The sequence below is a fragment of the Massilia sp. DWR3-1-1 genome, assembly GCF_049898325.1.
Lineage (GTDB): Bacteria > Pseudomonadota > Gammaproteobacteria > Burkholderiales > Burkholderiaceae_D > JAFCUW01.
Genome location: NZ_JAFCXL010000015.1, coordinates 40,923 through 61,088, shown reverse-complemented (window position 1 = coordinate 61,088; position 20,166 = coordinate 40,923). Strand labels below are relative to the sequence as shown.

Annotated in this window: 20 protein-coding genes and 1 riboswitch; of the genes, 9 read left to right on the top strand and 11 right to left on the bottom strand. The window is 65.6% G+C overall.

The window, feature by feature from the left end; all coding sequences use genetic code 11:
- Nucleotides 1-67 precede the first annotated feature (67 nt).
- From ACP7EY_RS16395 to ACP7EY_RS16380, 4 genes are all read right to left on the bottom strand, one after another.
- Nucleotides 68-1,114 (bottom strand): porin, encoded by a 1,047-nt coding sequence (locus ACP7EY_RS16395; RefSeq protein ID WP_426195431.1) that lies wholly within the window; start codon nucleotides 1,112-1,114, stop codon nucleotides 68-70.
- Nucleotides 1,115-1,355: 241 nt separating this feature from the next.
- Nucleotides 1,356-2,222: a diaminopimelate epimerase gene (gene dapF / locus ACP7EY_RS16390; protein ID WP_426195429.1), complete on the bottom strand. Its 867-nt coding sequence runs from the start codon at nucleotides 2,220-2,222 to the stop codon at nucleotides 1,356-1,358.
- Nucleotides 2,223-2,234: 12 nt separating this feature from the next.
- Nucleotides 2,235-3,101 (bottom strand): lipid A biosynthesis acyltransferase, encoded by an 867-nt coding sequence (locus ACP7EY_RS16385; RefSeq protein ID WP_426195427.1) that lies wholly within the window; start codon nucleotides 3,099-3,101, stop codon nucleotides 2,235-2,237.
- On the bottom strand, nucleotides 3,098-3,943 hold the full coding sequence (locus tag ACP7EY_RS16380) for a lysophospholipid acyltransferase family protein (protein ID WP_426195426.1): 846 nt from the start codon (nucleotides 3,941-3,943) through the stop codon (nucleotides 3,098-3,100). Before ACP7EY_RS16380 ends, ACP7EY_RS16385 begins: the two co-directional genes overlap by 4 nt.
- Before the next feature lie 186 nt (nucleotides 3,944-4,129).
- Here ACP7EY_RS16380 and metK point away from each other — a divergent pair, with 186 nt between their 5' ends.
- Nucleotides 4,130-5,296, top strand: coding sequence for a methionine adenosyltransferase (gene metK / locus ACP7EY_RS16375; protein ID WP_426195424.1), 1,167 nt, complete (start codon nucleotides 4,130-4,132; stop codon nucleotides 5,294-5,296).
- 91 nt (nucleotides 5,297-5,387) lie between these two features.
- Here metK and ACP7EY_RS16370 read toward each other — a convergent pair whose 3' ends face one another.
- Nucleotides 5,388-5,978, bottom strand: coding sequence for a hypothetical protein (locus ACP7EY_RS16370; RefSeq protein ID WP_426195422.1), 591 nt, complete (start codon nucleotides 5,976-5,978; stop codon nucleotides 5,388-5,390).
- Between the two features lie 114 nt (nucleotides 5,979-6,092).
- Nucleotides 6,093-6,163: riboswitch (S-adenosyl-L-homocysteine riboswitch) on the top strand.
- A 26-nt stretch (nucleotides 6,164-6,189) separates the two neighbouring features.
- On the opposite strand from ACP7EY_RS16370, the gene ahcY reads away from it, so the two are divergent.
- From ahcY to ACP7EY_RS16350, 4 genes are all read left to right on the top strand, one after another.
- Nucleotides 6,190-7,605 (top strand): adenosylhomocysteinase, encoded by a 1,416-nt coding sequence (gene ahcY / locus ACP7EY_RS16365; protein WP_426195420.1) that lies wholly within the window; start codon nucleotides 6,190-6,192, stop codon nucleotides 7,603-7,605.
- A gap of 82 nt (nucleotides 7,606-7,687) precedes the next feature.
- Entirely contained in the window at nucleotides 7,688-8,032 is a 345-nt protein-coding gene (locus ACP7EY_RS16360; RefSeq protein WP_426195418.1) for a phage holin family protein, read from the top strand.
- Nucleotides 8,033-8,043: 11 nt separating this feature from the next.
- Nucleotides 8,044-8,880: a methylenetetrahydrofolate reductase [NAD(P)H] gene (gene metF / locus ACP7EY_RS16355; RefSeq protein ID WP_426195416.1), complete on the top strand. Its 837-nt coding sequence runs from the start codon at nucleotides 8,044-8,046 to the stop codon at nucleotides 8,878-8,880.
- A gap of 172 nt (nucleotides 8,881-9,052) precedes the next feature.
- A complete protein-coding gene (locus tag ACP7EY_RS16350) occupies nucleotides 9,053-9,925 on the top strand; it encodes a class I SAM-dependent methyltransferase (protein ID WP_426195414.1) in 873 nt (290 codons plus the stop codon).
- A 54-nt stretch (nucleotides 9,926-9,979) separates the two neighbouring features.
- Here ACP7EY_RS16350 and ACP7EY_RS16345 read toward each other — a convergent pair whose 3' ends face one another.
- From ACP7EY_RS16345 to ACP7EY_RS16320, 6 genes are all read right to left on the bottom strand, one after another.
- On the bottom strand, nucleotides 9,980-10,903 hold the full coding sequence (locus ACP7EY_RS16345; protein WP_426195412.1) for a hypothetical protein: 924 nt from the start codon (nucleotides 10,901-10,903) through the stop codon (nucleotides 9,980-9,982).
- Nucleotides 10,904-11,055: 152 nt separating this feature from the next.
- A complete protein-coding gene (locus ACP7EY_RS16340) occupies nucleotides 11,056-11,727 on the bottom strand; it encodes a TorF family putative porin (protein ID WP_426195410.1) in 672 nt (223 codons plus the stop codon).
- Nucleotides 11,685-13,013 carry a S8 family peptidase gene (locus ACP7EY_RS16335; protein WP_426195407.1) on the bottom strand — a complete coding sequence of 443 codons (1,329 nt, stop codon included), beginning with the start codon at nucleotides 13,011-13,013 and terminating at the stop codon, nucleotides 11,685-11,687. The genes ACP7EY_RS16340 and ACP7EY_RS16335 overlap by 43 nt, the downstream gene beginning before the upstream one ends.
- Nucleotides 13,010-13,672 carry a zf-HC2 domain-containing protein gene (locus tag ACP7EY_RS16330; protein WP_426195405.1) on the bottom strand — a complete coding sequence of 221 codons (663 nt, stop codon included), beginning with the start codon at nucleotides 13,670-13,672 and terminating at the stop codon, nucleotides 13,010-13,012. Before ACP7EY_RS16330 ends, ACP7EY_RS16335 begins: the two co-directional genes overlap by 4 nt.
- Nucleotides 13,669-14,256, bottom strand: a complete 588-nt coding sequence (locus tag ACP7EY_RS16325; protein ID WP_426195403.1) for an RNA polymerase sigma factor — start codon at nucleotides 14,254-14,256, stop codon at nucleotides 13,669-13,671. The genes ACP7EY_RS16330 and ACP7EY_RS16325 overlap by 4 nt, the downstream gene beginning before the upstream one ends.
- A 96-nt stretch (nucleotides 14,257-14,352) precedes the next feature.
- Complete coding sequence (locus ACP7EY_RS16320; protein WP_426195401.1) at nucleotides 14,353-14,988, bottom strand: 5-formyltetrahydrofolate cyclo-ligase; 636 nt, start codon at nucleotides 14,986-14,988, stop codon at nucleotides 14,353-14,355.
- 35 nt (nucleotides 14,989-15,023) lie between these two features.
- Here ACP7EY_RS16320 and ACP7EY_RS16315 point away from each other — a divergent pair, with 35 nt between their 5' ends.
- From ACP7EY_RS16315 to ACP7EY_RS16300, 4 genes are all read left to right on the top strand, one after another.
- On the top strand, nucleotides 15,024-17,024 hold the full coding sequence (locus tag ACP7EY_RS16315; RefSeq protein WP_426195399.1) for a transglycosylase SLT domain-containing protein: 2,001 nt from the start codon (nucleotides 15,024-15,026) through the stop codon (nucleotides 17,022-17,024).
- 76 nt (nucleotides 17,025-17,100) lie between these two features.
- A complete protein-coding gene (locus ACP7EY_RS16310; RefSeq protein ID WP_426195397.1) occupies nucleotides 17,101-18,060 on the top strand; it encodes a complex I NDUFA9 subunit family protein in 960 nt (319 codons plus the stop codon).
- A gap of 60 nt (nucleotides 18,061-18,120) precedes the next feature.
- On the top strand, nucleotides 18,121-18,837 hold the full coding sequence (locus ACP7EY_RS16305) for a glutathione S-transferase family protein (protein WP_426195395.1): 717 nt from the start codon (nucleotides 18,121-18,123) through the stop codon (nucleotides 18,835-18,837).
- A gap of 18 nt (nucleotides 18,838-18,855) precedes the next feature.
- A complete protein-coding gene (locus tag ACP7EY_RS16300; protein WP_426195394.1) occupies nucleotides 18,856-20,151 on the top strand; it encodes a multifunctional CCA addition/repair protein in 1,296 nt (431 codons plus the stop codon).
- Nucleotides 20,152-20,166: the final 15 nt, after the last annotated feature.

Here is a 20,166-nt window from a genome sequence, read left to right as displayed (position 1 = left end):
AGGCGGAGATGATTGCTCATCTCCGCCTTGTCGCTTCGCCGTGCTGCGCGGTCACCCGCGCGTCACATTAGAAAGCGTGGTTCACACCCAGCGAGTAGGTGTTGATGGTGCTAGGCACTTGAACGCCGCCTTTTTTCTTCGAAGCATCTGCGTACAGGTAGGTACGCTTCGACAGGCTGTACTCATAGCCCAGCGATGCTTGCTTGGTCTTGGCGACGCCGTCTGGCGACTTCTGGCCATAACCGGCCAGGATCTTGCCTGGGCCCATGGTGTAGTTCGCGCCCAGGATCCATGCTTTGGTGATCGGGTTGGCGTTCACGGTGTTGCTCTGGTTCTGACGCTGGTACGACGCCATCAGTTTCAGTTCGTTCGAGGCCATCACCGAACCGGCGATCGACATCAGGCGGCTTTCGACGGCGTTGCGCTCGGCGGCCAGCATCAGGGCGGCAGGACCATTTTTGTAGGTACCGGACACCGAGAATGGCAGGGTCGACGCTTCTTTGCCAGCGGCGTACTGAGGTGCAGCGGTGGTACCGCGACCGACGTAAGGACCGCCCAGGGCTTCTTTCATGCCGATGGTGGTGTTGACCTGGAAGCCCATGAACTCAGGCGAGTTGTAGAACACGGCGTTCGAGAAACGGTTGGTCGAGTTGCCGGTGTAACCCAGTGGGTCCGAGGTGTAGCCAGCCACTTGCAGGTCGGTTTGGAAACCGGCCGGGGTTGGCAGACCGTGCCATGGTTCGAAGGCGGTGCTCGACTCCTGGAATGCGGTCAGGCCACGGCCCAGACGGATCATACCGAAGTCGCCTTGCAGGCCAACGCGGCTCTGGCCCTGGAACAGGGGGCGCTGAACGCCACCGGCGCCTTGTTCGATCGTGCCGGTGTCCGGCTCGTAACGAATCTCCAGTTGGAACAGGGCTTTCAGGCCATTGCCCAGGTCTTCGGTACCTTTGAAGCCCAGGGTGTTGTTGGCACGTTTGCCGATGGCCAGGGTCTGGTCGCTACGCTTGGTGACGCCTGCATCGACGGTGCCGTAGATCTGAACTGCGGTTTGTGCTTGTGCAACACCGGCGAATGCGCCCAGAAGTGCCACTGCCAAAAGTGATTTTTTCATGTATCAATCCTTTAAAAGTAAATCGGTAGAATCCGTTTAATCATCGACTTGCGTCATGTTCCTGAGCACGCCGATGTGGTGAACCTTAAATGCTTGCTGCGTCAACAATGCCGGATTGGTCAATTATGGGCTAAGCACTTGGGCGAAAGCCAATAATTCCGACAAAGCTGTTGTTTTTATGAAACGCGGCGGTGCATTGTATGCACCAGTGATGCCATTAATGCAGCAGGCTTGCACCAATTTAGAGCGTTATTTCGCCTTCGAAGACCGTTTCGGCCGGTCCGCTCAAAAAAACGGCAGTGCCGGCGCCGGCCCAGGCGATTTGCAAGGTGCCGCCGCGGGCATCGACCTGCACGGGCGAGTCGAGCAGGCCGCGGCGGATGCCGGCCACCACGGCGGCGCAGGCGCCGGTGCCGCAGGCGAGCGTTTCGCCGGCGCCCCGTTCGAACACGCGCAGGCGCACATGCTGGCGGTTGAGCACTTGCATGAAGCCGGCATTGACCCGCTTGGGGAAGCGCGGGTGGTGTTCGATGGCCGCGCCCGTTGCCAGCACCGGCGCGGTGTCGACATCGTCGACCACCTGGACGGCATGCGGGTTGCCCATCGAGACGACCGAAAACAGCACGGTGGCGCTGCTGCCGTCGGGCTGGCCGATCGACAGGGGCCACAAGCGGTCGGCCCCTTCGGGCACGGCGACCAGCCCGGCGGCGTCGAACGGCACCTGCGCTGCGTCGAGCACGGGCTCGCCCATGTCGACGGTGATGGCGCCGTTCTCTTCCATGCGCGGCTCGATCACGCCGTTCATGGTCTGCACGCGGATGGCCCGCTTGCTGGTCATTTTCTGTTCGATGACGAATTTGACGAAGGCGCGCGCGCCGTTGCCACATTGTTCGACTTCGCCGCCATCGTTATTGAAAATGCGGTAACGAAAATCGATGCCGGGCGCCGGCCCCGGTTCCACCACCAGGATCTGGTCGGCGCCGATGCCGAAGCGGCGGTCGGCCAGTCGCGCCCACTGGGCCGCGGACAGGTCGACCTGCTGGTCAATCGCGTTGACGACGATGAAATCGTTGCCGGCGCCGTGCATCTTGGTGAATTTGAGCTTCATGGTCGTGGTCGGTCAGGCGTAAGGGGAGGTCTCGCCGGGCGGGCGTGTTTTAAACCGTTTGTGGGTCCAGAAATATTCGGCCGGCGCTTCGCGTACCCGCTCTTCGATGAAGGCATTCATGCGGCCGGTGGCGGCGAGCATGTCGTCGCCCGGGTAATCGTCCCAGGCCGGATAGAATTTTACCTGCCAGCCCTGGTAGTTGGGCAAGAATGTGGCGACCACGGGGATCACGGCCGCGCCCGTGGCCGCGGCAATGCGGGCGGTGGCGGTCAGGGTGGCGGCGGGCACGCCGAAAAACGGCACGAAGGGGGCGTCCTTGTCGCCAAAGTCCATGTCCGGCAACATAAAGTAGGGCAAGCCCTCGCGCAGGGCGCGCATGATGGGCTTGATACCGTCCTTGCGGGAAAACAGGCGCACCGGCATGAAACGCGACCGTCCCTTGCGCAAGACCTCGTCGAACACGCGGTTTTTTTGCGCCACGTACATCGAGCTGGCCGAGGCCACCATGGCGACGGCGACGCCGGCCACGTCGAGGCACACAAAGTGCGGACACAGCAGCACCACCGGCCCGGCCGCCATCTGTTCCAGCGGCACCGCGGGGCTGATCTTGATCAGGCGGCGCAAGCGCGCCGGTGGCGCCCACCACAGGATCGCCCGCTCGAAGATGCTGCGCGCATAGGCCTGAAAATGGCCGCGCGCCAGCGCGATGCGTTCGTCTTCGCTCAGTGCCGGCATGCACAGGCGTAAATTGATCAGGGCGATCCGGCGCCGCGCGCGCAGCACGGCAAACAGCAGCGTGCCCACCAGTGTGCCAAAGCGGCCCAGCAGGGGCAGGGGCAGCCAGTGCAGCAGCCACATCAGGCCAACGACCAGTCTCATGCGCCCTCCCGCGGGGCGCTCACGCCGTCGGGCTGCTTGTAGCGGTTATAACTCCAGTTGTATTGGGCGGGGCATTTTGCAATCATTTGTTCCATGGCACGGTTGACGGCGGCGGCCTGCTGGGCGGGGGTGCCGTCGAGGCTGCCTTCGAACGGGGCAAAGCGCACCCGGTATCCCTGTCCTTTTGGCAAGCGCTCGGCGAACAGCAGCACCACCGGCGATTTCCCCATCTGCGCCAGCTTCGCCGGCAAGGTCATGGTGTAGGCGCTCTGACCGAAAAACGGCGCCCACACACCTTCACCGTGCTGTGGCACCTGGTCGGGCAGCACGCCGATCGGCTCGCCATTTTTCAGGCTGCGGGCGAGGATCCGCACGCCCGCCAGGGTGGCCGGCGCCAGTTGCAGGTTGGCGCGCGCGCGCGCGCCTTCGATCAACGGTTTCAGGGCGGCCTGCTTGGGCGGGCGGTACATCACCGTCAAGCGGGTGCGCAGCGCCACCTGCTGGGCGGTGACTTCAAAACAGCCCAGGTGGGGCGTGAGCAGCACCACCCCGCGGCCGGCCGCCAGCGCTTGCTCGAACACGGCGTAATTGTCTTCGACGACGCAGGCCGCTACCCGTTCGGGCCGGGCGCACCACACGAAGGGCAGTTCGAACATGGCCTTGCCCGCCTCGGCGATGGCGTGCGGCAGCACGGCGCCGAAGCCGGCCTGCGCGAGGTTGCCGCGCAGGCGCCGCCGGTAGGACGGTGACAGGCCATACACGACCCAGCCGAGCGCGGCGCCCATCGCATGCAAGAGGCGCAATGGTAAAAAAGAAAGAAGACGGAACAGGAGTACTAGCATGGGGTGCGGCGCGCCTGCAACAGGGCGTCTAGTCGAGCTAAAATTTCGTAAGGAGCGTAAAATACCACGAGCAGGAACCGCCGAGTTAATTAGACAACTTGCGAAGCGGAATATAAATGTCGCTAAAGCGTCGCAGGCAAAGGCCCTGACTGCGACAGTTTATTCAATCCAGTACAGGAAATTGCCATGTCCAACGACTATCTTTTTACTTCCGAATCCGTCTCCGAAGGCCATCCCGACAAGGTCGCCGACCAGATCTCGGACGCCATCCTCGACGCCATCCTGACCCAGGACCCCAGCGCCCGCGTGGCCGCCGAGACCCTGTGCAACACGGGTCTGGTGGTGCTCGCCGGTGAAATCACCACCCACGCCAACGTCGACTACATCCAGGTCGCCCGCGAAACCATCAAGCGCATCGGCTACGACAACACCGAGTACGGCATCGACTATAAAGGTTGCGCCGTGATGGTCTGCTACGACAAGCAGTCGCCCGACATCGCCCAGGGCGTCGACGAAGGCGCCGGCCTCGATCTCGACCAGGGCGCTGGCGACCAGGGCCTGATGTTTGGCTACGCCTGCGATGAAACGGCTGAGCTGATGCCGGCCGCCATCCACTACGCGCACCGCCTGGTCGAACGCCAGTCGCAACTGCGCAAGGATGGCCGCCTGCCGTGGCTGCGCCCGGATGCGAAATCACAAGTGACCCTGCGCTACGTCGACGGCCGTCCCGTCGGCGTGCACACGGTGGTGTTGTCGACCCAGCATCACCCGGACGTGAGCCACAGCCAGATCGAAGAAGCGGTCATCGAAGAAATCATCAAGCAGGTGCTGCCACGCGAATGGCTCACCGACACGCGCTACCTGGTCAACCCGACCGGTCGCTTCGTCATCGGCGGCCCGCAGGGCGATTGCGGCCTGACCGGCCGCAAGATCATCGTCGACACCTACGGCGGCGCCGCGCCCCACGGCGGTGGCGCGTTTTCCGGCAAGGATCCGTCGAAAGTGGACCGCTCGGCCGCTTACGCCGCCCGTTACGTGGCGAAAAACGTCGTCGCCGCCGGCCTGGCGCGCCAGTGCCAGGTGCAGGTGTCGTACGCCATCGGCGTGGCCAAGCCCATCAACATCACCGTCTACACCGAAGGCACCGGCGTGATTTCCGATGAAAAAATCGCCCAGTTGGTGATGGAGCACTTTGATTTGCGGCCAAAGGGCATCGTGCAGATGCTCGACCTGCTGCGCCCGATTTACCAGAAGAGCGCGGCCTACGGCCACTTCGGCCGCGAAGAGCCGGAATTCACCTGGGAACGCACCGACAAAGTGGCGCTGCTGCGCGCGGAGGCGGGCCTGTCCTGATCCGCCGGTAAACCGGTCACACGCAGTCAATGGGCCGCCGCTTGCAGGGCGGCCTTTTTTTTGCCCGCTGGCGGCACGCTGCCCGTCGCGTTCACGCCACCGGCAGCACCCCCTGGTAGTCGCGCAGGAACGCGAAGATTTCCTTGATGTGGGTCGCTTGCGCCGTTTGCGCTATATAGAAGACATCGCGGTCATCGCGGTGCATGTCGGCGGCGCAGCTGGCCACCAGATGCTCGCAGAAGTGCTCGGCGTCGAAGGCGGCGCCGAGGCGATGATGGCGCGGCGGCATGGCGTGAAACAGCAGCCTGAAACTTTTATCGCGCACCTGGCGGATCACGGGCTCGGCGCCCGGTTCGAAACCGCGGCCGTGGGCTTCACCGATCACGGGGGCGGCGTGGTGGCGCACCAGGTCGGCGTAATCGATCACCTCGACGCCGCCGCGCAGATTGTTGACGTGCAATTCGATATCGACCCGCCGGTCCGGCAGGCTGGCCACCGTGGCGGCGCCCGTGAGCACCTGGTCGAACCGCTCTTTTTTGACGGGGTGCAGGCGCGAGAGCACTTCGCCATGGTCGCGCGCGAGGTCGCACACGGTACTGAACATCGACTCGACGATGCGCAAGCTGCCATCGGCCTGGACCACGGTGTTATCGCAGGCAATACTGACCTGTTCATCCTTCATGCACGCTCCACAAATAGAATTGGCAGCAGTATAAACGGGCAAAAGTTGTTCCTCTACATCATTATGGGGTAGTGGCGTGCCGCGCCAACTGAGCAATCCTGTGATAGACTTCTTCAACCCGAGGAGCGTTGCGACGAATCAACACTTTCGCCAGGCTCGGATTTTTGCAACTGCGCTCACGTACCTTTTTCTCAACTGAAAGGAGGGCGTGATGAACGCCGTACTCAAAACCATCAACGACTACCACATCGCCGACATCAGCTTGGCCGCATGGGGTAACAAAGAAATCAAGATTGCCGAAACCGAAATGCCGGGCCTGATGGCAATTCGTGAAGAATTCGCCGCCAGCCAGCCTTTGAAGGGCGCGCGCATCACCGGTTCGCTGCACATGACGATCCAGACCGCCGTGCTGATCCAGACGCTCGAAGCGCTGGGCGCCGAAGTGCGCTGGGCATCGTGCAACATCTACTCGACCCAGGATCACGCCGCCGCCGCGATTGCCGCCGCCGGCACTCCCGTGTTCGCCGTCAAGGGCGAAACGCTGGACGAATACTGGGATTACAGCCACCGCATTTTCGAGTGGCCCGGCCAGAACGTCTACTCGAACATGATCCTCGACGATGGCGGCGACGCCACCCTGTTGTTGCACCTGGGCACCCGTGCCGAGACCGACATCAGCGTGCTGGCCACTCCCGGTTCGGAAGAGGAAATCTGCCTGTTCAACTCGATCAAGCAGCACCTGGCGCGCGATCCCCAGTGGTATTCGAAACGCCTGCCGCACATCATGGGCGTGACCGAGGAAACCACCACCGGCGTGCACCGCCTGATCCAGATGCACAAGGAGGGCAAGCTGGCCTTTCCGGCCATTAACGTCAACGATTCCGTCACCAAGTCGAAATTCGACAATCTGTACGGTTGCCGTGAATCGCTGGTCGATGGCATCAAGCGCGCCACCGACGTCATGATCGCCGGCAAGGTCGCCGTCATCGCCGGTTACGGCGACGTCGGCAAGGGTTCCGCCCAGGCCATGCGCGCCCTGTCGGCCCAGGTGTGGGTCACCGAAATCGATCCTATCTGCGCCCTGCAGGCGGCGATGGAAGGTTTCCGCGTCGTCACCATGGATTACGCGGCCGAACACGGCGACATTTTCGTCACCGCCACGGGCAACTATCACATCCTGACGGAACAGCACATGCTGGCCATGAAAGACCAGGCCATCGTCTGCAACATCGGTCACTTCGACAACGAGATCGATGTCGCCTCGCTCAAAAAATACGAGTGGGACAACATCAAGCCCCAGGTCGATCACATCATCTTCCCGTCGGGCAAGCGCATCATCCTGCTGGCCGAAGGTCGCCTGGTCAATCTCGGTTGCGGCACCGGTCACCCGTCGTACGTGATGAGCTCGTCGTTCGCCAACCAGACCATCGCCCAGATCGAACTGTTTGCCAACATCGACCAGTACCCGGTCGGCGTCTACGTGCTGCCCAAGCACCTCGACGAAAAAGTGGCGCGCCTGCAGCTCAAAAAGCTCAACGCCCAACTGACCACGCTGACCGATGAGCAAGCCGCTTACATCACCGTCAGCAAGGAAGGTCCGTACAAGCCCGACACCTACCGCTATTAATTAGCCAGTAGCGCTTGTACCAAGCCGGGCGCGGCGATCGTCGCGCCCGGTGTCGTTCCTCATTCACCTCATAGAGGCTCCCATGCGTCTGATCCTGACCTGGATTATCAACGCCGTCGCCCTGATGGCCCTGCCTTACCTCATGCATTCCGTGACTGTCACCAACGTCGGCACCGCGCTCATCGCCGCCCTCGTGCTGGGCCTGGTCAACACCCTGATTCGCCCCGTCCTCGTCATCCTCACCCTGCCCGTGACCGTTGTGTCGCTGGGTCTGTTTATCCTGGTCATCAACGCCGCCCTGTTCTGGGCAGTGGCGCAACTGGTCGATGGTTTTCATGTGACCGGATTCTGGGCGGCCTTCCTCGCCGCCATCCTCTACAGCGTGATTTCATGGGCCTTATCGACACTATTGCTGCGCAAAGATTGAATATACGCAAGATGGAAACCACCAATTTCAGTATCGAGTTTTATCCGCCCAAAACGCCGGAAGGGGCCGACAAGCTGCGCGCCGCGCGCGCCAAGCTGGCCGCGCTGGGGCCGAAATATTTTTCCGTCACCTTTGGCGCCGGCGGCAGCACCCAGCAGGGCACGCTCGACACCGTGCGCGAGATTTTGCAGGAAGGCCACGTCGCCGCGCCCCATCTGTCGTGCGTGGGCGGCTCGCGCGCCTCGATCCGCGAGGTGCTGGGCCAGTTCCAGGCCGCCGGCATCAAGCGGGTGGTGGCCCTGCGCGGCGATTTGCCCAGCGGCTACGGCGGCGGCAGCGAATTGCGCTACGCCAGCGAGCTCGTTGAATTCATCCGCGCCGAGACGGGCGACTGGTTTCACATCGAAGTGGCGGCCTACCCGGAGATGCACCCGCAAGCGCGCTCGCCCCAGGACGACCTCAAGCATTTCGCCGCCAAGATCAACGCCGGCGCCAATGCCGCCATCACCCAGTATTTTTACAACCCCGACGCCTATTTCCGCTTTGTCGATGAAGCGAACAAACTGGGCGTCGATGTGCCCATCGTGGCCGGCATCATGCCGATCACCAACTACACACAGCTGTTGCGATTTTCCGACATGTGCGGCGCGGAGATCCCCCGCTGGGTGCGTTTAAAACTGGCCAGCTTCGGCGACGACAGCGCCTCCATCAAAGCCTTCGGCCTCGACGTGGTGACCGATCTGTGCGAAAAGCTGTTGAAAGGCGGCGCGCCCGGCCTGCATTTTTACAGCATGAACCAGGCCGGGCCCACCACTGCCCTGTGGCAGCGTTTGTCCGGGCGTCCATGAGCAGGACGGCAGCAGTGGCTTGATGACAAGCTCAAAATATTTCCAGTTTTGAAACAATTGGAGCGTTTTTGGGCGACAAATTCGGGTAAATTGACCAGTTGTATCAATTCGGCGGCGCATGCATGTAGCTTGCATGCTTCGGCTTTTGAAATTTCCGGTCAAGGATTACTGAATGCTCGAATCAGTCGATTGTATCGTGTGCGGCAAGCGAAAAAGCGCTGGTCTGGCCGTGTGGCATAGGGTCTGCACGGCGTGTGGCTACGAAAGCGCGGCGCTGGCACCGGCCATCAATCAAGCGCACGAACACCATTTTCTCGATGAAGAAAAACGCGAAGCGGCCCTGCGCAGTATCCGTAACGCGAGTTTCAAGGTCATCGTCGCGCGGGCCAGGAAGCAGCTTGCACGGGCGCGGCCGCGCCTGCTCGATGTGGGCTGCGCGCACGGCTGGTTCCTCGAGCAGGCGCGCGCCGATTTCGAGGTCATGGGGGTGGAGCCGGACGAGTACGTGTTCAAGAAAACGGCGGCAAAAGGTTTGCCAGTTCGCAACGGCTATTTTCCCGACATCTTGAGCGCGGAGGAAGAATTCGACGTCATCGTGTTCAACGATGTCATTGAACATATTCCACATATCGGCGCCGCGCTCGACGACGTTCATGCCCGCCTGCACCAGGACGGGATCCTGGTGCTGAACCTGCCAAGCAGCACCGGTCTGTTTTACCGGCTGTCCAAGCTGTTCAAGCGGGCCGGTGTCGAAGGCCCATTCAACCGCATGTGGCAAAAAGGCTTGCCGTCGCCGCATGTGCATTATTTCAGCCCAGCCAATTTGCAACAGCTGGTCCACGCCAGGGGCTTTGAGGAAATCGATGCCTTCGAGCTGCCGTCGGTCCGCGCCGATGGCTTGTGGGAACGCATCAGCTGCGTTGGCACGGGCAGCACCGCCATGGCCTACGTTCAATACATCGCGATCCGCTGCGCCATGCCATTCCTGAATCTATTCAAGAGCGATATCGTCGTGTGTATTTTTCGCAAGCGTGCCGTCCCATAAAAAAAGGCGACACCGCACGCGGCATCGCCTGAGCACATCACGGCCGCGCCGGTCTTATTGCGGCAAGCGCCCTTTCAAGCGATCCGCATCGGCCACCGGAAACGGCGCGCCGAGCACCGTGGCGGCGCCGCGCGTCTGGTTTTGTGCCTGGCACTTGTGGGTGCACACAGTCGCCGGTGGCGCCACTTCCGTCGCGTCTTCCCCCATCACCTGGCCCATGCGGCCGCCGCTGGCGACCGACCATTGCGACACGCCGCCGCAATGGAGCACCTTGGCGATGCTGCCCGTGCGCGTGACGATGTTGTTGGCGCACAGGGGCTCGGCGATGCGGTCGGCGAACTGCGGGCTGTCGCGGCCGACAAATTTTGCCGCATAGTCGTTGCCGAAATTGATGCGCGGCGTCACTTTCAGCGTGGTGTCCTTGTAGACCACGGTGTCGCCTTCGCGGTTGCGGAAATTGCGGTTGTCATAATAAAACGCACTTTGCGCCAGCTTGTGCGTGAACACGGTTTTGCCGTCGTCGGCGCGCGCCACTTCCATCTGGAACAGGCCGCCATTGGCGCAATCCTTGGCCTGGATTTTCATCGTCAGGCCCGCACCGCTGCGGGTGAGGACGATGTCGGCGGAACTACTGAGTTCGACGCTGACGCTGCCGTTGAGCAGCAGGCCCCGGTGGTCCGGCATCTTGCTCTCAAACACCGGGGTCGACTTGCCGCCGGTGATGTCGAGCGTGTTGGCGGCGCCCGTCAAGGTATAGTTGAGCACGCCAAAGGTGGCGGCATCGACGTCGAACTGGACGTAACGGCCCTGCACGCGAAACACCGAGCCGACGCTGCCCGGTGCGACCGTGGCAGTCTGCGAGCCGGTTTTTCCCAGCACGGTAAAGCCGCCGCCTTCACAGCCGGCCGAACTCGCCGCCATCGCCTGCTGTGCCGAAAACAGCAAGCCCATGCAGCAAACTACCATCGTTTTTTTCATTGTTTGTTCATTCCATTGAATGCGCCGGGGGTCGAATTGATCCGGTCGCGATCGCGCCACGTGCACGCCCCTGAGTCGGGACGTCTGCCCTATTAATACCGTGGGGAACTGAAAAGGTTCAATGTCGTGGAAATTTAAATGGAGAAATCCATTCAGAAGCGCCGGCTGATGCTGGCCGTCAGCGCGCGGGCACGGGTGGTGCCGGCCAGGTAGGCCTGGCCCTTGACTTGCCAGCCCGCCTGCAGGCTGTAATCGCCCAGGTCGGCCACCAGCGCCAGGCGCAGGTCGATCAGGCGGGCGGCGCCGCGCGGCTCGTCGAGCGGATGGAGCAAGCCGCCGTGCAGTGCCAGGCTCAAGCGCTCGCCCAGCGGATACGCGCCGTTCAGATCGAGATAGACGCTGCGCTCATCGCCATAGTAGGCGGGCGAATAGAACAGGCGCGCGCTGGCACGGTCGAGCGCCAGGCCCACGTACCACTCGTGGTAGTTCAAGCTGGCATCGCGCAGGTAGACGCTGCGGCTGATGCCGGCGTCCCAGGACAGCGTCGAACTGAGCCGCTGCGCCCGCCCGCCATAGGTGGTGAGCTGGCCCTGGCGGCGCCCGCCGATGGCCACCGGCGAGGCGAACACCCCGCCATACCAGCCTTGATCGGTATCGTGCTCGACGCGCAGTTGCAGCACCGGGTCGGGGTCGAAGGCGACCCCGCGCCCCGCATATTGCGACAGCAAGCTCAGGTCGGCGCTGGTCTGGCTGCGGGCCGGGGCGGCAAGGCACAGCGCGATCAGGGAGAGAGCGAATTTTTTGAGACGGTGGTCGGGGAACATAGGCAAACGCAGGCATTGGCCACCCGCGCGAGAGTGGCGCACGCGTCTATGTTAGCAGTTGCCGCTGAGATCGCCTGGCCCGGCGTGCCGCTGGCGCTGGCCAGTTCGCGCCGCAGCGCCGCCACGGGGGCGCGCGGACGCAGCTCGGTGATGAGGGCGGCCAGGCCGGCCACGTGGGCGGCGGCGAAGGACGAGCCCGATACCATGCCCCAGCCGGTGCCCGGCACACAGGTGGGAATGTCGGTGCCGGGCGCATACGCGATGCCCGCTTGCGGCCGATGGCGCTCGCCCGTGCGGGCGACGGCGATGACGCCCGGGTGGGAGGCGGGAAAACCGCCGTCGGCACGTTGCGGATCGGCGGCGCCGATCACGACGATGCCGCGCGCCAGCGCCGCATCGAGCAGGCTTTGCAGCAGGCGGTCGGGCGGTCCGGCCAGGCTCAGGTTGATAATGCGCGCACCGTTCTCGAGCGCGAAATTGATCGCCTTGGCCAGGCTCAGGGTGTTGCAGCGGGCGCCCTGGCCGCCCGTCTCCCAGCAGGCGCGCAGGGCCATGAGGCGGGCGCCGGGGGCGACACCGGCGATGCCCACGCCATTGTTGGCGCGGGCGCCGATGATGCCGGCGACGGCGGTGCCGTGCGCCTCGGCAACATCGGGTCCGTCATCGACGAAGTTGCGCCGCACCTGAAACTGGCCGGCCAGGTCGGGGTGGTTGGCGTCGACGCCGCTGTCGACGACGGCGACGAGCACGCGGCGGCCCGTGCTGACCCGGTGCAGCTCGGCCAGGTGCCAGTCGAGCGCGGCCGGCTGGATCGGATACAGCGGGTCGGCGCTGGCCATGCCCTGGTACTGGGCCAGCGGCTGGGCCCACGCCACCCGCGCGTCGCGCGCCAACGCGGCCAGCACGCGCCCCAGTGGCGCCCCGCTGGGCTCTTCCATGACGAAACAGTCGACGCCGATGGCGGGCATGGGCCAGCTATCGCGCAGGCGCAGGCCGTGCGCGGCGGCCAGTTCGCCGGCAAGGCGGCGGCGCGCAGCGCTGCCGGTGTCGCTCATGTAGCCGCCGCCGTAGGCGCCGTCGGGGCGGTAGTGTTTGGGCGGCAGGCGCAGCATCACCAGCACCTGGTGCGCCGCCGGGTCGGCCGGGTCGGTCGGGTCGGCCTGTTCAGCGGGCACTGCGTGCGCGGCCGCCAGCGCCTGCTCGTGCGGCGCCGCGCCCGCCCCCGCGTGCAGCAGCGCGCCCAGCGTCAATGCCAGGCCCGCCAGCACGGTGCGCAGGCGGCTCACGGTGCGCCCGCCGTGCCCAGCGATTCGGCCAGCACGACGGCCGGCTCGGCGCGCAGGCGCGCCAGCGTTGCCGGCCCACCGTCCGCCTCGAGCAGCCAGGCGCCGGTGGCGGTCGGCCCGCCCACCACCCGCGCGCCACTCGCCTGCAGGATGCGGCGCAACTCGCGCTCCGGGGTGTCGGGCTGGAAGGACACCACCATCGCGCTACGCACGGCGGCGCTGGCGGCGAGCGCCCGGTAGGCGCCGGCCTGGCGGTCCGCGCCGGCCGGCGACTGTGCCAGCAGGATGGCCAGGGCGGCGATCACGCAGCCTTGCAGGGCCACGCCGGCGCGCAGCCAGTAGCGGTCGTTGGCGGCCAGCCGTTCGCGCCAGCGCAGCGTCGCCGCCTGCGGCGGCGCTAGTGGGGCGGCCGCGTCGAGCTGCGGCAGCAGGCGCGCCAGCGCGCGCTCGACGTCGCAGTGGGGCGCCGGGCCGGGGCCGGCGCCGCGCAGCGTGTGCAGCAGGGCCAGTTCGGCGCGGCAGGACCCGCATATTTCAAGATGGGCCTGCACCAGCGCGCGTTCCGGGTCGGCCAGGCTGCCGTTGGCCAGCCAGGGCAGCGCCTGCTGCGCCTGGGCGTGCGCCTGCAGGAAGGCGGGGTCGCCGCCGTGGGGCGTCATGGCCGGCCCTCGAGCTGGCCGTCGAGCAGCACGGCCAGGCGCTTGCGCGCATGAAACAGGCGCGTCTTGATGGTATTGACGGGACAGTCCATGATTTGCGCGATTTCCGTATAGCTCATGTCATGATAAAAAGTCAGCTGGAAGGCTGTGCGTTGTGCCAGTGGCAGGGCGGCCAGGGCGACATCGACCGCCTGCGCCATGCGCAACTGGTCGAACTGCCACTCGGGCCGGTCGGCATCGGCGCCTTCGCGCTCATCGATGCCGGCATCGACCGGCTCGTCGAACGCCTGCAGGCTCTTGCAGGCGCGCCGGTAGGCGATGGCGAAGATCCAGGTCGACACCTTGCTGCTGCCGTCGAAGGTGGCGGCCTTGCGCCACACCACCAGCAGGGTATCGTTGACGATTTCCTCGATCAGCATGGGGTTGCGCGTCATGCGGTGCAAAAAGCGCGTCAGCCGGGGAAAGTACGCCCGATACAAGGCTTCGAACGCGCGCCGGTTTTCCGCTGCAATGTGGCCGAGCAGGCACGCTTCTCCCGCGCTTGTGCGGGCCAGCATCGTAAAATCGTCGGGTGTTCTATCCACGGTCCTGCTTTCTGATTGTCCCGGTAGATACCGCCTGGTCGGCAAAAGGTTCAAAGCGCGGGCAGAAAAATTGCTGCGGGCCCGTCACGGCGCCGCTCACGCCCCCGCGGCGGCGGCCACGGCGCCCGCCTCGGTCAGCACCACGTCGAGCGCCACATCGTGCGCCTGCGTGTCGAACGCCGCCAGCTGGCAACGGTAGGCAATGCCCGCCGTCAGCGGCCGCGGCGGCGCCGCCAGCGTGCGGTCGTAGTAACCGCCGCCATAGCCGAGCCGGAAGCCGCGCGTATCAAATCCCAGGCAGGGCACCAGCAGCGCGGGCGGGCGCGCCACCATGGTCGGCTGTGCCGGCACCGCCACCCCCATCGCATCCTTGTGCATGGCCTGGCCCGGCGTCCAGGCGGCAAAGCCCAGCGCCGCGTGGCGCGCCAGCACCACCGGCAAGACCAGTTGCACACCCTGGTCGGCCAGGGTGGCGAAGGTGGCCGACAGGTCCACTTCGCCTTGCAATGGCCAGTACACGCCCAGCGTGTCGATGCGATGCTGTGCGCACCACGCCAGCAGCAGCGCGCCGATCTGCGCGTCCCGGCGCAGCTTGTCGGCGCCGTCGATGGCGGCGCGGCGGGCGGCCAGCTGGCGCCGCAGCGTCGCCTTGTCGACGGTCGACCCCGTCTCGCTTGGCGCCTGCGCTGGTTGTTCGGTGGGGGCGCGTGGTATTCTGGGAGTGCCATTCATGGGCGAGGATTTGCAGCTTACAGAGAGTGGAAAAGATGTTTTTGCCGAAATTAGTCAGCACCATTGTACTGGCCGCGACCGCGGTCGGCGGCATCGACGCACGCGCGCAAACGCCGCAGCCGGGCGGCGTCCAGTATGCCAGCGCGCCCGTTCCCCTCAGTCCTGCGGCGGCGGCCAGCCGCGCCGACGATGACAATTTTTTGCTGCTGCGCGAAGCGGCGCGCCAGGACGATGCCAGCGCCGCCGCCAGCTATGCCGCCCGCCTGCCCGCCTACGAGATTGCCTCGTATGTCGATTACTACCGCCTCAAGCCGCGCCTGCGCGAAGCGTCGGCCGTCGAGGCGCGCGCCTTTCTCGAGCGCTGGAAGGGCAGTGCCATCGCCGACCGCCTGCGCAACGACTGGCTGCTCGAACTGGGCAAGCAGCGCGACTGGGCCAATTTCGACCAGCAGTTGCCCCTGTTCGTGCTCAACGACGACACCCAGGTCAAGTGCTACGCGCTCGTCTCGCGGGCCTTGAAAGGCGAACGGGTGACGGCCGACGCGCGCGCCCTGTTGATCAATCCGCCCGCTTACGGCGAAGCCTGCGCGCTCCTGATCGCCACCCTGGCCCAGTCGCACCAGTTCGACCGCGACGACTTGCTGGCGCAGCTGCGCCTGGCGGGCGAAACCCACGCCACCGGCCCCGCCAAGCGCACCGCCGCATTGCTGGGCGGGGCGGAAAATCTGACGGCGCAGGCGGTCGATCTGCCCGCGCTGGCGCTGGCGCGCGGCCTTGGCGCGAGCAGCATCGACCATGAAATCTACCTCGTCGCCATCGGCCGCATGGCCCGCACCACGCTCAAGCTGGCCACCGTGGCGCTGGAAAAAAATGCACCCAAGCTGAGCCCGCAAGAGCAGGCCACCGGCTGGGCCAGCGTGGCCCTGGCCGCCTCGATGACCTTGTCGCCCGACGCCTACGCGTACTGGCGCCGCAGCGCCGGCGCCCCCCTGTCGGCCGACCAGCTGCAATGGAAAACCCGCATCGCCCTGCGCCAGCTCGACTGGGCCATGGTGCGCGAGACCATCGAGGCGATGCCGCCCCAGCTGCGCGCCGATCCCGCCTGGACCTACTGGCTGGGCCGCGCCCTGCTGGCGCAAGCGCCTGGCCAGCGCGAGCAGGCCCATGCGCTATTCACCCGCATTGCCGATCTGAACAATTTTTATGGGCAGCTGGCGATGGAAGAACTCGGCTTGCCGCTGTCGATTCCCGCCGCCGGCGCGCCGCTGGCCAGTTTTGAGATCGCCCCGATGGCGGCCAACCCGGGCTTGCGCCGCGCGCTGAAATTTTTCAGCCTGCGCCTGCGCTTCGAGGGCACCCGCGAGTGGAACTGGGAACTGCGCAAGATGGGCGAGCGCGAGCTGATCGCCGCCGCCGAGTTCGCCCGCCAGAACGACATTCTCGACCGCATGGTCAACACCTCCGAGCGCACCCGCACCGAGTTCGATTACACCCAGCGCTTTCCGTCGCCGCACAATGACATCCTGCAGCCGACGACGCAAAGCCTGGGCCTGGACCGCGCCTGGGTGTACGGGCTGATCCGCCAGGAATCGCGCTTCATCACCGATGCCCGCTCCGGCGTGGGCGCCTCCGGCCTGATGCAGGTGATGCCGTCGACGGGCGCCTTCGTGGCCAAGAAGATCGGCCTGACCGACTTCGTCCACACCATGCTGACGGACCTGCGCACCAATATCCTGTTGGGCGCCAATTACATGAACATGGTGCTGGCCAACGCCGATGGCTCGCAGGCGCTTGCCAGCGCCGCCTACAATGCCGGTCCGGGACGCGCCCGCAGCTGGCGCGCCACCCTCAACGCGCCGATGGAGGGGGCGATTTTCGCCGAGTCGATTCCGTACCTGGAAACCCGCACCTACGTCAAGAACGTGCTGGCCAACGCCACCAACTATGCCACCCTGTTCGAGAACAAGCCGCAGTCGCTCAAGGCCCGGCTGGGGGTGGTGACGCCGAGCGGCGCGCGGGTCAATCAGTTGCCGTAGCCGACAATCCAGTCAGCCGGCGCCTGCACGTGGTTCCACGTTTGCATGGCGCCAGGCCAATCCAACAAGGGTGTATATGCGAGACTTCAAAGTAGTCGTTTTCGGCGGTAACGGTTTCATCGGCAGCCACCTGATCGCCCAGCTGGCCGGCGAAGGCGCGCGCGTCATCGTGCCCACCCGCCGGCCCGAGCGCGCCGGCCACCTCACCATGCTGCCCGGCGTGCAGGTGGTGGCGGCCCATATCGGTCGCGACGACCTGGTGCCCATGCTGCAGGGCGCCAGCGCCGCCATCAACCTGGTGGGCGTGCTGCACTCGCGCCGCGGCACGCCGTACGGCCCCGAATTCAAGCACGCCCACGTCGACATTCCACGCCGCATCGTCGCCGCCTGCGCCGCCGCCGGCGTGCCGCGCTACCTGCACATGAGCGCGCTGGGCGCCGATATCGACGGCCCGTCCATGTACCAGCGCTCGAAAGCGGACGGCGAAGTGGCCGCGCGCGCCGAGCCGGCCGTGGCGGCGACGATTTTCCGCCCCTCGGTGGTGTTTGGCCCCGGCGACAATTTCCTCAATATGTTCGCCAAGATGCAACAATTTCTGCCGCTGGTGCCGCTGGCCTGCGCCGACGCCGAGTTTCAGCCCATTTACGTGGGCGACGTCGCGCGCGCCTTCGTCAATGCCCTGCACGATCCGAAAACCCGCCAGCAGGTGTTTGCGCTGGGCGGACCGGCCATCTACACGCTGGCCGAGCTGGTGCGCCTGGCGGGCCGCTTCTCGCACCACCCGCGCCCCGTGATCGGCTTGCCCGCCGCGCTGGGGCGCCTGCAGGCGCGCTTGTTCGAGCTGCTGCCGGGCGAGCCCCTGATGAGCCGCGACAATCTCGACTCCATGCAAAACGACAATGTTATCGATCCGGCCATCCAGGCATTGACAGCGACGACGCTCGGTATCAAGCTGACGGCGCTGGAAGCGGTGGCGCCCGGCTACTTGTCGCCCCACGACCGCTTCGACGATTTCCGCGCCCGCGCCGGCCGCTGACACGGCCCGCCTGTCGCACCGGTTTTATTTTATTTAATTTCATTGAAATTGCCCCCGACCATGCAGACCACCGAACTCGATCCGTCCCTGTCGCAAACACTTGAACGGGCCCGCCAGCCGGGGCTGACCCTGATCATTGGCAACAAGAATTATTCGTCGTGGTCGATGCGGCCCTGGGTGGCGCTGACCGCCTTCGGCATTGCGTTCACCGAAGTGACGGTACTGCTCGACCAGCCCGACACGGCCGCCCGCATCGCCGCCTATTCCGGCGCCGGCCGCGTGCCCGTGCTCATCGCCGGCGACATCACCATCTGGGACAGCCTGGCCATCTGCGAATACGTCGCCGAACAGTTCCCCGACCTGCAACTGTGGCCCAGCGACGTCGCCACGCGCGCCATGGCGCGCGCCGTCAGCGCCGAGATGCATTCGGGCTTTTCCGGCCTGCGCAGCGCCATGCCGATGAATCTGAAGGCCCGCCTGCCAGGGCGCGGCCGCACCGCCGAAGCACAGGGCGATATCGGCCGCATCTGCGAAATCTGGGAAGAGTGCCTGTCGCGCTTCGGCCACCACGACTTCCTGTTCGGCGCCTTCTCCATCGCCGACGCCTTTTTTGCGCCCGTCGTGATGCGCTTTAAGACTTACGGCGTGTCGCTGGCGCCGGCCCTGCAGGCCTATTGCGAACGGGTGGAAAACCACCCGGCGGTGGCGCGCTGGATGCGCGAAGCGCTGGCCGAGACGGACCGCGCCGACGACCATGACGCCGCGCTGCCCGACTGAGCGGCACGGACTGTCCTGATGAAAACATATATTGTCGGCGGCGCCGTGCGCGACGCGCTGCTGGGGCGCGCCGTCGCCGACCGCGACTGGGTGGTGGTGGGCGCCACCCCCGAACAGATGGTGGCGCAGGGCTTCCGGCCGGTGGGCAAGGATTTCCCCGTGTTCCTGCACCCTGACACGCACGAAGAATACGCGCTGGCGCGCACCGAGCGCAAAACCGCGCCCGGCTACCACGGCTTTGTATTCCACACTTCGCCCGAGGTCACCCTCGAAGACGACCTGGTGCGGCGCGACCTGACCATCAACGCCATCGCCCGTGGCGAAGACGGCAGCCTGACCGACCCCTTCGGCGGCCAGGCCGACCTGCAGGCGCGGATTTTCCGCCACGTCTCGCCCGCGTTCGCGGAAGACCCCGTGCGCATCCTGCGCCTGGCCCGCTTCGCCGCCCGCTTCGCCGACTTCACGGTGGCGCCGGCCACCATGGCGCTCATGCGCAGCATGGTCGATGCGGGCGAGGTCGATGCGCTGGTGCCGGAACGGGTGTGGCAGGAAATTGCCCGCGGCCTCATGGAAGCGGCGCCGTCGCGCATGCTGGCCGTGTTGCGCGAGTGCGGCGCGCTGGCGCGCATCATGCCCGAGCTCGATGCCCTGTGGGGCGTGCCGCAACCGCCCCTGCACCACCCGGAAGTCGACACGGGCGCCCACATGATGCTGGTGATCGATTACGCGGCCAGCGCGCAGCTCGAGCTGCCCGTGCGTTTCGCCGCCCTCATGCACGACCTGGGCAAGGGCGCCACGCCGGCGGCCGACTGGCCCGCCCACCACGGCCACGAAGGCCTGGGGCTGCCCCTGATCGCCGCCGTGTGCGCGCGTTTAAAAGTGCCCAACGAGTGCCGCGACCTGGCCCTGATGACGGCGCGCGAGCACGGCAACCTGGGCCAGGCGCTGCTGCTGCGCGCCAACACCCTGGTGACCCTGTTCGAACGCTGCGATGGCTTGCGCAAGCCGGCCCGGTTTGCGCAGATGTTGCGGGCGGCCGAATGCGACTACCGCGGCCGCGGCGCCGACGCCGCGCAGGCGGCCGTCTTCGCCAGCCGGCCCTATCCGCAGGCATCCTATCTGGCCGCCGCCCTCGAGGTGGTGCGCGCCGTTGATGCCGGCGCCGTCGCCGCCCGCTATGCCGAGCGCCCCCAGCGCATCGGCGACGCGGTCCACGCGGCGCGCGTGGCGGCGCTCAAGCGGGCGCGCCCCGGCCTGCTGGCCGACGCTGGTGTTCTTGATCACAACGATGATCAAGCGGCAAGCCAACCGTAAGCAGACGTAAGCAGA